Annotated in this window: 17 protein-coding genes; 6 read left to right on the top strand and 11 right to left on the bottom strand. The window is 45.2% G+C overall.

Annotated elements, in window-relative coordinates; all coding sequences use genetic code 11:
- Positions 1 to 25 precede the first annotated feature (25 nt).
- The 9 genes from panC to H8K36_RS00315 form a co-directional block, all read right to left on the bottom strand.
- A complete protein-coding gene (panC, locus tag H8K36_RS00275; protein WP_186915631.1) occupies positions 26 to 865 on the bottom strand; it encodes a pantoate--beta-alanine ligase in 840 nt (279 codons plus the stop codon).
- 77 nt (positions 866 to 942) lie between these two features.
- Complete coding sequence (locus H8K36_RS00280; RefSeq protein ID WP_186915630.1) at positions 943 to 1791, bottom strand: segregation and condensation protein A; 849 nt, start codon at positions 1789 to 1791, stop codon at positions 943 to 945.
- A gap of 71 nt (positions 1792 to 1862) precedes the next feature.
- Entirely contained in the window at positions 1863 to 2069 is a 207-nt protein-coding gene (locus tag H8K36_RS00285) for a DUF3460 family protein (protein ID WP_186915629.1), read from the bottom strand.
- Between the two features lie 170 nt (positions 2070 to 2239).
- On the bottom strand, positions 2240 to 2821 hold the full coding sequence (locus tag H8K36_RS00290) for an LOG family protein (protein WP_186915628.1): 582 nt from the start codon (positions 2819 to 2821) through the stop codon (positions 2240 to 2242).
- 26 nt (positions 2822 to 2847) lie between these two features.
- The gene (locus H8K36_RS00295; protein WP_186915627.1) at positions 2848 to 3522 is read right to left on the bottom strand and encodes a TetR/AcrR family transcriptional regulator; all 675 of its coding nucleotides are present in this window, start codon (positions 3520 to 3522) and stop codon (positions 2848 to 2850) included.
- Between the two features lie 165 nt (positions 3523 to 3687).
- The gene (locus H8K36_RS00300; protein ID WP_329604194.1) at positions 3688 to 4215 is read right to left on the bottom strand and encodes an RDD family protein; all 528 of its coding nucleotides are present in this window, start codon (positions 4213 to 4215) and stop codon (positions 3688 to 3690) included.
- Positions 4212 to 4814 carry a DUF3106 domain-containing protein gene (locus H8K36_RS00305; RefSeq protein WP_186915626.1) on the bottom strand — a complete coding sequence of 201 codons (603 nt, stop codon included), beginning with the start codon at positions 4812 to 4814 and terminating at the stop codon, positions 4212 to 4214. The genes H8K36_RS00300 and H8K36_RS00305 overlap by 4 nt, the downstream gene beginning before the upstream one ends.
- Positions 4811 to 5251 (bottom strand): DUF3619 family protein, encoded by a 441-nt coding sequence (locus H8K36_RS00310; protein ID WP_186915625.1) that lies wholly within the window; start codon positions 5249 to 5251, stop codon positions 4811 to 4813. Before H8K36_RS00310 ends, H8K36_RS00305 begins: the two co-directional genes overlap by 4 nt.
- Positions 5248 to 5817, bottom strand: coding sequence for an RNA polymerase sigma factor (locus H8K36_RS00315; protein WP_186915624.1), 570 nt, complete (start codon positions 5815 to 5817; stop codon positions 5248 to 5250). Before H8K36_RS00315 ends, H8K36_RS00310 begins: the two co-directional genes overlap by 4 nt.
- 628 nt (positions 5818 to 6445) lie before the next feature.
- Between H8K36_RS00315 and H8K36_RS00320 the strand changes: the two genes are divergently transcribed.
- The 3 genes from H8K36_RS00320 to ilvC all read left to right on the top strand — a co-directional run bounded on the left by H8K36_RS00320 (position 6446) and on the right by ilvC (position 9901).
- Positions 6446 to 8221, top strand: a complete 1776-nt coding sequence (locus H8K36_RS00320; protein WP_186915623.1) for an acetolactate synthase 3 catalytic subunit — start codon at positions 6446 to 6448, stop codon at positions 8219 to 8221.
- Positions 8221 to 8712, top strand: coding sequence for an acetolactate synthase small subunit (gene ilvN / locus H8K36_RS00325; RefSeq protein ID WP_186889435.1), 492 nt, complete (start codon positions 8221 to 8223; stop codon positions 8710 to 8712). The genes H8K36_RS00320 and ilvN overlap by 1 nt, the downstream gene beginning before the upstream one ends.
- 172 nt (positions 8713 to 8884) lie before the next feature.
- The gene (gene ilvC / locus H8K36_RS00330; protein WP_186915622.1) at positions 8885 to 9901 is read left to right on the top strand and encodes a ketol-acid reductoisomerase; all 1017 of its coding nucleotides are present in this window, start codon (positions 8885 to 8887) and stop codon (positions 9899 to 9901) included.
- A 118-nt stretch (positions 9902 to 10019) separates the two neighbouring features.
- Here ilvC and H8K36_RS00335 read toward each other — a convergent pair whose 3' ends face one another.
- A complete protein-coding gene (locus H8K36_RS00335) occupies positions 10020 to 10874 on the bottom strand; it encodes an AAA family ATPase (RefSeq protein WP_186915621.1) in 855 nt (284 codons plus the stop codon).
- A 282-nt stretch (positions 10875 to 11156) separates the two neighbouring features.
- Between H8K36_RS00335 and H8K36_RS00340 the strand changes: the two genes are divergently transcribed.
- Together H8K36_RS00340 and H8K36_RS00345 are read left to right on the top strand one after the other, a co-directional pair.
- Positions 11157 to 11477, top strand: a complete 321-nt coding sequence (locus tag H8K36_RS00340; protein ID WP_186915620.1) for a c-type cytochrome — start codon at positions 11157 to 11159, stop codon at positions 11475 to 11477.
- Positions 11478 to 11489: 12 nt separating this feature from the next.
- The gene (locus H8K36_RS00345) at positions 11490 to 11834 is read left to right on the top strand and encodes a c-type cytochrome (RefSeq protein ID WP_186915619.1); all 345 of its coding nucleotides are present in this window, start codon (positions 11490 to 11492) and stop codon (positions 11832 to 11834) included.
- Between the two features lie 71 nt (positions 11835 to 11905).
- Here the strand turns inward: H8K36_RS00345 and H8K36_RS00350 are convergent, their stop codons facing one another.
- On the bottom strand, positions 11906 to 12337 hold the full coding sequence (locus tag H8K36_RS00350; RefSeq protein ID WP_186915618.1) for a DUF1841 family protein: 432 nt from the start codon (positions 12335 to 12337) through the stop codon (positions 11906 to 11908).
- A 139-nt stretch (positions 12338 to 12476) separates the two neighbouring features.
- Between H8K36_RS00350 and H8K36_RS00355 the strand changes: the two genes are divergently transcribed.
- A complete protein-coding gene (locus tag H8K36_RS00355; RefSeq protein WP_186915617.1) occupies positions 12477 to 13061 on the top strand; it encodes a malonic semialdehyde reductase in 585 nt (194 codons plus the stop codon).
- Positions 13062 to 13076 lie beyond the last annotated feature (15 nt).

A 13076-nucleotide genomic window follows, 5' to 3' on the forward strand; every position in this document is an offset into this window, starting at 1 on the left:
CGCAACATCATGTGGATGCGGTTCCTCAAATTTCGAGGTTGTCGATTAAGCGTGTGTTACCTAATTTAGCGGCTGTCAATACGACCAAAGCTTCTTTGTTGGCGATGTCGTCCGTGCTCGGCGCCTGCAGGTTGACTCGTTTTCGGACCGCAACATAATCTGGCTTCCAATGACGATCAGCTAGTGTTGCCATTGCTTCTTGTTCGATTTGTGTGATGTCCGTACGTCCGCTTCTGACTTCGTCTGCAACCCGATTCAATGTTTGGTATAGGATCGGAGCTTCGGCTCGTTCATCGGCACTCAAATAGCCATTGCGTGACGAGAGTGCCAGGCCATCTTCGGCACGCCAAGTTTCCGCAGCGATGATTTCAGTAGGAAGGGCAAACTGCTTTGCCATATTTCGGATGATCATTAATTGCTGGTAATCCTTTTTCCCAAAGACAGCGACTTTTGGCTGAACACAGGAAAACAACTTCATCACGACGGTGCTAACACCATTAAAAAAACCTGGGCGGAATTCACCCTCAAGTATGCCGCCCAAGTCATCCGGTGGTTGCACCCGATATTCTTGCGGCTCGGGATATAAATCTTTTTCGGTCGGCGCGAATAAAACGTAAACGCCTTCTTTTTCAAGTTTCTCAACATCGGCTTGGAAGGTACGTGGATATTTCTCAAAATCTTCGTTTGGTCCGAACTGCAGCCGATTGACGAAAATGGATGCAACCACGGGATCGCCATGGCGACGTGCCAAACGCATTAGCGACAAATGCCCCTCATGCAAATTGCCCATGGTGGGAACAAAAGCAGTGCGTAGTTGACCGCGTAGTTGATCGCGTAATTCTTCGATGGAGGAAATGATTTTCATGAGGGATATAGGTTTTTATTTTTTACGCAGCTTGGTTCTGTTTCTACGCTGCTCAGATTTTCTTTAAGATCTTCAACTCAAACGGGAGCATAGGCAAGGCGAACATAAATTGGTGCATATGATTCGGCTTGTGTAATTTCAATGAGTGTTTCTTTGGCGAGTTCAAGTAAGGCAACGAAATTGACCACCAAAACAGGAGCGCCGCGACTGGGGTCAAACAAATCTGAAAACTCGACAAATTTGCTTGATTGCAATCTGCGTAAAATGGCACTCATGTGCTCACGTACCGACAATTCTTCTCGACTAATCTTATGGTGAGCCACCAATTTAGCGCGACCCAGCACGTCAGCCCACGCTTGCTGTAGATCGACGAGTTCAACATGTGGCCAATGTAAAATCGTATTTTGCTCGATGAAAACTTGAGCATGTAAAAAGTCGCGGCCGAGTTGTGGCATGGCGTTTAAATCGTAGGCCGCTAATTTCATTTGCTCGTACTCAAGCAGTCGTCTGACCAATGCAGCGCGGGGATCGTCAGCTTCTTCGCCTTCTTGCGTCTTATTACTTGGAACGAGCATGCGAGATTTGATCTCAATTAGCATCGCGGCCATCAACAAATATTCTGCTGCGAGTTCTAGATTGTGCTTACGGATCTGATCAACATATTGCAAGTACTGCTGCGTAACTTGCGCCATCGGAATGTCAAGAATGTTGAAGTTCTGTTTGCGGATCAAATATAACAAAAGATCAAGAGGACCCTCGAATGCTTCTAAGAAAATTTCGAGAGCATCCGGTGGAATATAAAGATCATTTGGCAGCTTAAAGAGCGGTTCACCATAAAGTTTAGCGAACGCGAGTCCATCCACAACATCTGGTGTGGTGTCGTGACTGCCTGCTGGTGGTAGCTCGGTTGCGTTTGTGCTTGACATAAGTCGACTAAGTGAATGCAGTAAGCTTACTCAAGAAACCACTTCATTAACTTTAGCTATGTGCCTTGATCTTACTTTGATTGGTATACGTAGGCTTGCTGATTGATGCGTGCATCAGCCAATCGACGTTGATTGTCGAGATCAATTGGGCTTTTGTCCCACAATAAAGCACGGCCATCGCGTTGCGACTGCTCCAAATGTGGACTTGCTTCCTTTAAGCCGTTGATGAACTGCGTGGCTTCGGATTGATAGAGAGAAAATTGTTTTGAAAATTTCATTATTTTTCAATCAAAAGGATTATCGTTGAGACTCGATTGCTTTCTATGAGTCTGAAATTCACATTTTACCCTGTTATGTCGGATTTTGACGGTCAGAACGATGGAAATGTGGAAATTGTTGTCTGTTCTTTGGAAATGGCCTGTTGTGCAGCCATCAATATGGAGTCGACCTAATTTTTGGTGATCTCTGCACGATAGCCGTTGATGGCGTTTTCAAAATGCTGCATGCGTTGCAAAAGCAGGCTGCTATCAGTTTCCTTAATGAGTAGAGCGTTGTGTTCCGCTTTCATAAAACCAGCCCCGACTGCATGATCTAGGAAGCTAAGTAAATGATCATAGTAGCCGTCGATATTCAGTAGACCAAGAGGTTTATGGTGAAAGCCTAGCTGTAACCAGGTGAACATTTCAAATAATTCTTCGAGTGTCCCCAAGCCACCTGGCATTGCGATGAAACCATCTGAGAGCTCTGCCATTAATGCTTTTCTCTCATGCATATTGTTCACGACATGAAGTTTACTTAAGGCTGGATGCCCAACTTCACGATCAAATAGAGCTTGAGGAATGACCCCAGTGACATGTCCACCTAATCGCATCACTTCATCTGCGATGACTTTCATAAGGCCAACATCGCCACCGCCATAGACGAGGTCTAATTTATGCTCAACTAATTGCGCGGCAAGGTTTCTCGCGAGGGAGGCAAAAGCGGGCGAATTGCCCGATGCTGAGCCACAGTAAACGCAGACTGATTTCATAAATTGATAACGTCGAATTTGATCGATTAAGACTGTTGTTTGATTTTTATAAGATAGTCTTGCGAAAGCTTCTCGAATACAACTTTGGTATTGCCGCGCAAATAGGGACTGATCTGCACGATCACTTGATAGCAACCGCGAGCCAAGGACTCGGACATAGTCTGCAGTTCCGTATATTTGCGTGGGTTACGTACATATTCATACGATAACCAGTAAGTCGCAACCACGACCATGTTGGTTGCCAGCGCTTCGATCGTAATGTCGTCCGCTTCAAATTCACCATCCGCACGCAAACCTATGCAAAGCTCTGTCGCCACTTTGATTTTGTGATTCAAAATCTGCTTGAAAGTGAGTTCAAGTTTTCGATTGCGGGTTAAGAGATCATTGAGATCGCGGTAAAAGAAGCGATAACGCCAGATTAACTCGAAGGTGAGATGCAAGTATGTCCAAATATCTTGGATGTTGGCTTTTCGCCCTTGGGGGAAAGCCAGTTTCTTGTTGATCTCTTCCTCGAACTGTAGGAACAGTGAGTTGACGATATCTTCCTTGTTTCGGAAGTGATAATACAGATTGCCCGGAGAGATGCTCATCTCTTCAGCAATAATTGTCGTTGTGATGTTCGGTTCACCAAAGTCATTGAATAACTTCAGTGAAAGATCAAGAATTCTGTCTCTGGTACGTCTTGGTGTCTTATTTTGCATAGGGAATGCCTATTGATCTTGTCAATCGTAAATATCGATCATTTGGCAATAGAATATCATTGATTGAGGGAATCCCCCAAACATGTGCATGCAAAATTGTGTCAAAACAAAATCTTATTAATTGATTTGAGTTTGTCATCGCAGCTTGATTGTGCGACGCGAAATTCAGTTTTGCTTCGGATTGGTTTCGGGAAGGGGTAATTGGATTAGGCGTGTTTTCGCTAATTTATCGTGCAAGAATTGCTTATCTTTGTCGAAAATCGCGGTTGTTGCCCATGCCATAAAACCCAGTGCTACAGGAATAAGGAGTTGAGCATTTTTTAGGCCTAACTGATGGGCTACAATTAGTCCTGGAATGCACCAGCACCATGCTAGAAAATATCGCAGTATTGCCTTTATTAGCGGTACTTTTTGACCATTATTGTCAACAAGCTTGATGCGCCAAGTTTGCATAGCAAGGGTTTGCCCGCTGCGACGCCAAAAGAAGACAAAGTATGTACCAATTACGAGAAATAAGAATGCTTCACGTACGTGTCTAAGCATTAAGGCATGCTTGCTTTGGGTTGCGACATCAAAAATAAAACTAGCGAAGAAAATGACGCCAAAAACCAAAAGCGCCTCGTAGATCATACATACGAGGCGACGTTTAAGATTTGGTGTTGGGATGGGGGCGAGAGAGTTCTGTTCAGTCACTGTTTGGATGCTGTAGGTTGTGAAATTGCTGCGGCCTCAACTTTACTTGCTGGGACCTTTTTTAAAGGTTCGATGATTGCGCCAGTTCGTTTTGATTCTGGTTGAATCGCAGTCACCGACTTTTTGGTCTTGGCCTCGGCCGCGAGTTTTTGTTTTTCTTCATCGCTCAGTTGTTGGTATTGCTGCCATTGAGCGGATTTTTGTTCGGGAGTTTTCTTTGCGGTATTGGTAAAATTCTCGCGCGCCATCATTCGTTGCTCAGGCGTCAATTTCACCCAAGCCGCTACTCGTTCTTGAATGCGTTTTTGTTCTTCTGGCTTCATTGTGGAATATTTATCCGCGATGCCGAGCCATTTCTTTTGTCGTAAGGAATCCATCGCATCCCATTCGCCGGCTAAGGGGGATAGCGCTGCTTTTTGATCCGCACTAAGATTGACCCATTTGACATTCGCACCCGCGGAAGTGGTTGTGGGACCAGTTGGCGCAGTGGCGTGGGCGCTCGGCGCCGACGCCACCGAAATGTAAGCAGCGATTACACCGAATGCGCCCAAGATGAAGCTATTCTTGATAATTGATGACTTGCCTCGAAGCACGTTCATTCCTCAGTTTTTTGTTCCGCTGGTTTATTGTTGTCTTTATTTAAGTAGGCATTGAAACCATTGTCTACATAGGCGTCTGGTGGCAGTTCGTCCACTAATACAGCCGCATCAATTTCGGCAAGATCGTTAATTTGTTGCTGCTGTTCATACTCAAAAATTCCATAGAGTCCAACAGCCAGTACAATTAATGGTAGCGAAAACGCAAGTTTCTTAACCCAAGATTTCTGCGAGAATGAGGCGCCGTTATTGCCCGCTAAGATGCCGCCAAATGCCAAAGCTGCTGTAGGGCTAGACTGTTTTTGACGCGACAACGCAAGTTCACGTGCTTTCGCCAGACGCTCCAATGTTGGCTCAGAAATGCTTTCTGCAGACTCTGTCATGGCACGACGAACTTTGTAGGCAAAGTCGATATCTGCTTTTTCTTTTGCGTAAGTCATAAGTGAACTCCTAAGGCTTTAAGTGCGGCGGCTAATGCGTGTGTTGCTCGAGAGCAATGGGTTTTGACGCTACCTTCAGAGCAACCCATGGCTAATGCTGTCTCGGCGACATCCATGTCTTCCCAATAACGCATGAGGAAGGCTTCGCGTTGACGCGTTGGAAGTTTTTTTATTTCTTCGTCGATGATGTTGAGAACTTGTTCTCTTTCTAACTTATTCTCGGTTGACTCTGCTGCTTCACTGCCTTCTTCTGGTGCGTAACTTTCCAATAAATCAAAATTGTCATCTTCTTGATTGGATGGTGTGATGTTAGAAAATAAACTCACCCAATTGTTTCTTACTTTTTCTCGGCGGAAAAAATCAAGAATAGTGTTTTGAAGGATTCTTTGAAAGAGCAAGGGAAGTTCGTCTGCAGGCTTGTCACCATATTTTTCAGATAACTTAATCATTGAATCCTGCACGATGTCGAGTGCAGATTCCTCATTGCGCACCATGTACACGGCATGCTTGAAAGCACGACGTTCTACGCCTTCGAGAAAGTTAGATAGTTCTTTTTTTGTAGCCATTCGGAGGGTAGATTCTCAATGCCTTAATAAACGTCTTTCGCTTCGCAAAGATTGAGTCCTATACAGTTTTGCTGAATATGTAATAACGATAAACGCAAAAGGCAGGTATATGGTTGACTTTTCTGTATGCATGGGCAAGTTAATATCTGCATGCAAATTGGCGAAGCACCAAAAGTGCGCACATGCTAACAAAAAAAGCTCATCGTGTCCTGCGCTTTCTGGTGAAACGAACCTTTATCATCATTTTTTATTAAGTTTTCACAGAAAGTCTAACAAATATACTTGACCAAATTGTTGCATCGCAGTACTGTAGAGGCTCGTCCCAAAATCTCGGGGCACACACACTTATTGATTTGGCCCACAATGCCTTTGTCAATAAGTCACTATCAGTAAATTGTTAGTAGCTGTTTGTTCTAACCCATGCCACAAGCGTGAGAAATTAAAGATTTCTTAGCTATACCCTGACCGCACGAGTCGCCATTAAGCTTTGCCTGGAATATTGTCCAACGGATAGTAGAAGGGGAGAGTGACCGCACAAAAAGGAACGTCAGTTGACTGCTATTGAAACTTGAATTTCGTCAGGAAAGAACATCCGATCAATCTCCAATGGACCTTGAAAGGAAACAAGATGAGTTCAGAACGACCGTCCGATCGTCAATCGGAACGCGGTGCTGAAAGAAATTCAGACCGCAACACTGAGTACACTGGCGCAGAAATTCTCGTTAAGTGCCTCGCAGAAGAAGGTGTGGAACACGTATTCGGATATCCGGGTGGTGCTGTTCTTTACATCTATGACGCGATTTTTAATCAGCGTAAATTTCAACACGTACTAGTTCGTCACGAGCAGGCTGCCATTCATGCTGCAGATGCTTATTCTCGTTCGTCCAATAAAGTCGGCGTCGCTCTGGTGACCTCTGGCCCTGGCGTAACGAATGCAGTGACTGGATTAGCGACAGCGTACATGGATTCTATTCCCATGATCGTCATTTCTGGACAAGTGCCTAGCCATGCCATTGGTGAAGATGCCTTCCAAGAGTGCGACACCGTGGGTATCACACGTCCGTGTGTAAAGCATAATTTTTTGGTCAAGGATGTCCGCCAATTGGCAGAGACAGTAAAGAAGGCTTTCTTTATTGCGACCACAGGACGTCCAGGCCCAGTCTTGATCGATATTCCTAAAGATATCAGTAATCAAAAGACGACCTATCACTATCCAAAAGAAATCGAAATGCGTTCATATCGCCCAGTCGATAAAGGACACGCAGGACAAATTCGTAAAGCCGTTCAATTATTGTTGCAAGCTGAGCGCCCGATGATTTACACCGGTGGTGGTGTGATCTTGGCGAATGCTGCACCAGAACTCAATAAATTGGTCGATCAACTGGGGTTTCCTGTCACTAATACCTTAATGGGCTTGGGTGGCTATCGTGCCACTGACGAGAAGTTCGTTGGTATGCCAGGTATGCATGGCACCTATGAAGCGAACATGGCAATGCAGCACTGCGATGTGCTAATTGCGATTGGTGCTCGTTTTGATGATCGTGTTATCGGAAATCCTAAGCACTTCGCTTCGCATCCTCGTAAGATTATTCACGTCGACATTGATCCATCATCAATCTCGAAGCGTGTGAAGGTCGACATTCCTATCGTCGGAAATGTGAAAGACGTTTTGGTTGAGATGCTCTCCCAACTGTCTACGGGCGATGCCAAGCCAAACACCAAAGCACTGGCTGATTGGTGGAAGCAGATTAATAAATGGCGTGCACAAGATTGCTTGGGTTATGAGCAGTCATCGACCATCATTAAACCGCAATCTGTGATTCAGAAGGTATGTGAACTGACGAAAGGCGATGCGTTTATCACCTCCGACGTTGGACAACATCAAATGTGGGCGGCACAGTACTATAAATTCAATCAGCCGAAACGCTGGATCAATTCCGGTGGCCTTGGCACCATGGGTGTTGGCTTGCCGTACGCGATGGGGGTGCAAATGGCGAACCCAGATGCGACAGTCGCTTGCGTGACAGGTGAAGCGTCGATCCAGATGTGTATTCAAGAGTTGGCGACTTGTAAGCAGTATCATCTGACACCGAAAATTATTCTCTTGAATAATCGTGCTTTGGGTATGGTTCGCCAATGGCAACAGATCGACTATGCAGGCCGTTATTCTGAGTCTTATATGGACTCTTTGCCAGATTTCACTAAGCTGGTGGAATCGTACGGACATGTTGGGATGAAGATTGAAAACCCTGCGGACGTTGATGGCGCTTTGCAAGAAGCGTTCGCGATGAAGGATAAATTGGTATTCATGAATTTCATTACAGATCAGGACGAGAAGGTTTGGCCTATGGTGAAAGCCGGTAAAGGTCTCACTGAAATGTTGCTTGGTTCGGAGGATTTGTAATGAGACACATTATCTCTGTATTGCTCGAAAACGAAGCGGGCGCATTATCACGTGTAGTCGGTTTGTTCTCCGCACGTGGTTACAACATCGAAACTCTAACGGTCGCTCCGACCGAAGACGCAACCTTGTCGCGTATGACGATCGTGACAACAGGTTCTGATGACGTGATTGAACAGATCACCAAACACTTGAATCGTTTGATTGAAGTGGTGAAGGTCGTCGACTTAACTGAAGGTGCGCACATTGAGCGAGAACTCATGCTCATTAAAGTGCGAGCCGTTGGTAAAGAGCGTGAAGAAATGAAGCGCACTGCGGATATCTTCCGTGGGCGCATCATCGATGTGACTGAGAAAAGCTACACCATAGAATTGACCGGCAACAAAGGGAAACTCGATGCTTTTATCGACTCCATTGAGCGCACGGCGATTCTAGAGACGGTTCGTACCGGTGGATCAGGTATTGGCCGTGGTGAACGCATCCTCAAGGTTTAATCAGATCTAGCAGAAGAAGTAAAACCGCACAGGCGCAGAGGATGCAGAGTATTGCTGGCTCTTCCTCTACGCACTCGGTGTCTCTGCGGTTCAGATTGTCACCAGACATAAAGTTCAATTTCGTTTTTCGATTATTTACATACAATTTAATTTAATTTAATAGGATATCAACATGAAAGTTTTTTACGATAAAGATTGCGATCTCTCTTTGATCAAAGGCAAAAAAGTTGCCATCATCGGCTACGGTTCACAAGGTCATGCACACGCCTTAAATATGAGCGAATCTGGTTGCCAGATTACTGTCGCTTTGCGTAAAGGTGGAGCATCTTGGGATAAGGCAAAAAATGCAGGCTTGAAAGTTGCTGAAGTTAATGATGCGGTGAAAGAAGCAGACGTCATCATGATCCTTCTGCCAGATGAAAATATCGCTCAGGTTTACAACGAAAATGTTGCTCCTCACGCGAAACAAGGTGCTGTATTGGCATTCGCCCACGGCTTCAACGTTCATTATGGTCAAGTTGTGCCGCGCGCTGATATGGACGTGATCATGATCGCTCCTAAGGCGCCAGGTCACACAGTACGTGCAACTTATACGCAAGGCGGCGGTGTACCTCACTTGGTCGCTGTGTATCAAGATAAATCGGGCTCCGCTCGTGATATCGCCTTGTCCTACGCCATGGCGAATGGTGGTGGACGCGCCGGTATCATCGAAACGAACTTCCGTGAAGAGACAGAAACAGATCTGTTCGGTGAACAAGCTGTTCTGTGCGGCGGTGCTGTTGAGTTGATCAAAGCGGGCTTTGAAACTCTGGTTGAAGCTGGCTACGCACCCGAAATGGCGTATTTCGAATGCTTGCACGAATTGAAGTTGATTGTTGACTTGATCTACGAAGGTGGTATCGCCAATATGAACTATTCGATTTCGAATAACGCGGAATACGGCGAATATGTGACAGGTCCACGTGTTGTTACTGCTCAAACCAAGGAGGCTATGCGTCAATGTTTGAAAGACATTCAAACGGGTGAATACGCGAAGAGCTTTATTTTGGAAAACAAAGCAGGTGCTCCAACCTTGATCTCGCGTCGCCGTTTAAACTCTGAGCATCAAATCGAGCAAGTTGGCGCTAAGTTGCGTGCGATGATGCCTTGGATTGCTAAAAACAAGATGGTTGATCAATCGAAAAACTAATTTCGCGATCGATTAGTCATGATTAGGTCTAGTTTTCTAGACTGAAATTAAAAACCACCCGGATACTATGTCGGGTGGTTTTTTTATGTGTATCTAGGTGAAATGCTGATGCCGCCAGTTAGCGATGGTTGCGCGACATCATCATCAGACGTTCAAATAAATGCACGTCTTGTTCGTTCTTGAGCAATGCGCCATGCAAAGGTGGTACAGCATGTTTCGAGTCTTTTGATTGCAATGCTTCTAAAGGTATGTCTTCCGCTAATAGCAGTTTTAGCCAATCAATTAGTTCGGAGGTCGATGGTTTTTTCTTGAGACCATTCACTTCGCGAATTTGATAAAACGATTCGAGTGCCGATGTAATGAGTTCGGTCTTTAAATTTGGAAAGTGCACATTAACAATTGCTTGCATCGTCTCCTTATCAGGAAACTTGATGTAATGGAAGAAGCAACGGCGTAAGAACGCATCCGGCAATTCTTTCTCGTTATTCGAGGTAATGATCACTAATGGGCGATGCTTTGCCTTGACCATTTCTCTCGTTTCGTAGACATAGAATTCCATACGATCTAGTTCACGCAATAAATCGTTTGGGAATTCAATGTCTGCCTTATCAATTTCATCGATCAACAAGACCACAGGCTGTTCTGCGGTAAAAGCCTGCCATAGCACACCTTTTACAATGTAGTTGTGGATGTCTTTTACGCGTTCATCGCCAAGTTGAGAGTCTCGTAAGCGAGACACGGCATCGTATTCGTAGAGACCTTGCTGAGCTTTGGTCGTCGACTTGATGTGCCATTGTAGAAGCGGCATGTTCAGCGCTGCTGCGACTTCTTCTGCCAGCATGGTTTTGCCAGTGCCAGGTTCACCCTTGATTAACAGCGGGCGTTGTAGGGTCAAGGCGGCGTTCACCGCTAACTTCAAGTCGTCGGTAGCGACATAATTGTCGGCACCCTCAAATCGCAGTTGTGTTGTCATGGAATAGTTGCGCTTATTGTTTTGAATAAATGATGATGAGGAGTATAAACACTTTCTCGTTTTTGAAAGTGACGAGTACTTCTAAATTGTTCTTTGTCGGATTTGTACTAGCAAAACTTGTTGAAAAGTTTAGAGGGAAGATGTGATTCATCCTGTGTTGCAATCGTCACGATGTCCAGACTTATTCGGTATTTCCCATTCGAAATTTGCGCAAAATTAAGTTTTATCGGCTAAAATACTGATTTAAATCAATCCGTCACTTCGATTATTCACTTGGCTAATATGAAAAAATTATTCGCTTTACTCGCGTTGGCGAGTGTTACACAGCTGGCAATGTCAGCAGAGATCAAAGGCGATGCAAACGCTGCAAAAAACAAAGTAGCAATGTGCATCGGTTGTCATGCGATTCCAGGCTACAAAGCTACTTTTCCTCAAGTTTACCAAGTGCCTATGATCGGCGGCCAAAGCGAAGGCTACATCAAGAGTGCCTTGGAAGCTTATCGTAAAGGTGATCGCAAGCATCCATCGATGCGCGGTATCGCAGGTAGCTTGAGCGACCAAGATATTGCTGATTTGGCAGCTTACTACTCACAACAAAAATAAGCCGAGGAATTCATGAAAAAGATCTCTTTATTGGTATTGATGCTGGTTGCTGCTTCTGCAGCTCATGCAGGTGGTAACATTGCAGCTGGCAAAGAGGCTGTTGCGAAATTTAACTGCGTGTCTTGCCACGGCGATAAATTTACAAACCCAATTGATCCAAGCTACCCAAAGCTTGCTGGCCAACATAAGGATTATTTGGTACAAGCGTTGAAAGCTTACCAACGCGGTGCAAATGGTTTGGCGGGTCGTAGTAATGCGATCATGGAAGGTCAAGCGAAAGCATTGAGTAACGCAGACATTGAAAATATTTCTGCCTACCTCAATAGTTTGCCAACAGATTTGGTGTTGAAAAAATAATTTAATATCAGTCAAAGCTGATATTAAGCTGGAGTTAAGCTGAAAAAGCCGCGAGTTAAACGCGGCTTTTTTTATTTTCCGGCGCGGCGTAGCAGAGATGCGATATACGCTTCACCGTCAGGTGGCGTGCCGTTTCTCTGAGAGTTCCAGATCATTTCCCCGAGGCAGTCCATCATCTCGTGATGTGCTTCGTGAATCGAACTCTTCTTGTGTGCCAGTGCCTCATAGGCAATCCGCACGCCATGCGGTTGATTGATCGTCACTTGTTCTGCGATGGTCAAGTGCATGGAGAGATGTAGGAAGGGATTTGTCTTGCCATTGTCTACACTATAGTCCCGCGCCAACGCCGCATCCACATCACGAAAGTCGTCAGCATATTCTGGATGTTCGGCGATCCAGTCGGCGGCTATAGTTTCGAGGGGCGTCAGGAGTTCTTTTGCTTGGTATTTACGAAAAGTTTCACAAAAAAAGCGCCTGACATCGGCTTGGCTAGGATTAAACATAGTTGACTGAATTAAGTTAAGGTCGCGATTTTACCGTGAAATTTGCTTTGCCATCACGATGCGTCGCTTCGTGCGTTAGTGCTCAGAAAAAGAATTGGTTTTGAGATATGATCTTGGCTTCATCATTGGAGGTCAAAGAATGTTAAATCAAGAACAATTAGCTTTGCTGTTTTCAAACGCGCGTACCCACAACGAATGGCTGGATAAGTTGGTCAGCGATGAACAAATTCATGCCATGTATGAAGCCATGAAATGGGCGCCGACTTCAGCCAATAGCTCGCCTGCACGCATTGTGTTTGTCAAGTCGGTTGAGCAGAAAGAAAAATTGGTGGCTTGCATGTCGCCCGGCAATGCAGATAAAACGCGCAAAGCGCCGGTCACTGCAATTATTGGTATGGATATGGCGTTCTACGAAAAACTCTTGCAACTGTTTCCACATGCGCCAGATGCTCGCTCTTGGTTTGAAGGGAATGATGCGGTTGTAGAATCGACAGCATTTAGAAATTCGAGCTTGCAAGGTGCTTACCTGATGATGGCCGCTCGTGCTCTGGGTTTGGATTGCGGGCCAATGTCTGGCTTTGATGCAGAGAAGATTAATGCGGAATTTTTCGCGGGTACGAATGTAAAAGTTAACTTTGTCTGCAATATTGGTTATGGAGATGCAGAAAAGTTATTCCCACGTTCGCCTCGTTTAACATTTGAGGAGGCATGCAAAATCGTTTGATCTTGCACGCTGAGG

This window comes from Affinundibacterium nitidum, assembly GCF_014284155.1.
Lineage (GTDB): Bacteria > Pseudomonadota > Gammaproteobacteria > Burkholderiales > Burkholderiaceae_D > Undibacterium > Undibacterium nitidum.